General features: G+C 44.7%; 2 protein-coding genes. Both read right to left on the bottom strand.

Annotated elements, in window-relative coordinates; all coding sequences use genetic code 11:
• On the bottom strand, positions 1–238 hold a 238-nt coding region (locus tag KDK18_RS09650), incomplete at its 3' end, for a hypothetical protein (protein WP_257254694.1).
• Positions 239–464: 226 nt separating this feature from the next.
• Positions 465–656 carry a hypothetical protein gene (locus tag KDK18_RS09645; protein ID WP_257254693.1) on the bottom strand — a complete coding sequence of 64 codons (192 nt, stop codon included), beginning with the start codon at positions 654–656 and terminating at the stop codon, positions 465–467.
• Between the last annotated feature and the right edge of the window lie 349 nt (positions 657–1,005).

The following is a 1,005-nucleotide window of genomic DNA, read 5'->3' as shown; positions in this document are numbered from 1 at the left end:
GATCGGTAAGTTTTTTGGCCAGAAGGTAGCCTTTACTAGCAACAGGGTTTTCACTGGCTGCAGGGCTTTTATTGGCAAGAGGCCGGGTATCAGAAGCGTGGGAGCTTTTCTCTGTCATTTTACGAACGGGATGTTCGACCACTTCAGTCTTTTTTCCCCGGAAGCGAGCAAGCACCTCATCCTTGACGGTGCGGGCTAATCCGGACAAGCCATGATAAACGCTGCCTAAAATACGCATCCTGCCTTCCCTGACCATTTGAATTCTTCAGATACTCCTTAACAGCCCGAGCTTGACGTTTGGAGAGCATCTCATAATAGCTATCGACACCTGAGCTATTGGTATAACCAAAGCTTTCGGTGTTTTATCCAGATCGTCTTTGTCGAATTTGAAGAGAAGAATAGTTGAGTTTCTCGAGTATCTCTGGAAAACAGTACGACCTTGATTTCCAGAGTACTTTGCGATGTCAAACCTGCGGCAGACGGGTATTTGTCAGAGAGAGGGAGTCGGAGGTGTATCCTTCACAGGCCAGAGGCTCCTGATGTCTGTCTGAAAGAAGGGAGATAAGGTATTCCGGATAACGGATGTCGCCTATTGCGTCACCAGGGTGGGTAGAGTCTTCAAATAAACGTTTGCTGTCGAGTCCTGGATTATACATGATCGTCTTCCTTTACGATGCTGTTTTTCAGGGCTTTAAAACGGTTAAGGTTTAAAGCGGTAACCTGTTTAATCAGTTGTCGATGAATGCAGTATTTCTATTTGTTCCGATCCAAAATTATCATTGTGTAGCCTTACAGCCTTAAAACTACCCCTTATGTTCTTCAGCTGTTACCGATTAAGGTATCGAATTTCTTTCTGCCTGTCACTCTTTTGACGCTTAGTATTTTTTTGACGGTATCATCTGTATACGGGCTGGAATGATTCAGGAAAATTAGCGTCTGGCATAGAATTTTTTTCTAGCAGCCTGTCGGACTTAAGCGTCCGTAGCGAGGATTGCAAGAAATTGA

The sequence above is a fragment of the Endozoicomonas sp. SESOKO3 genome (assembly GCF_024606255.1).
The sequence above is the reverse complement of the archived record's forward strand: the minus strand, read 5'-3'. Positions and strand labels throughout refer to the sequence as shown.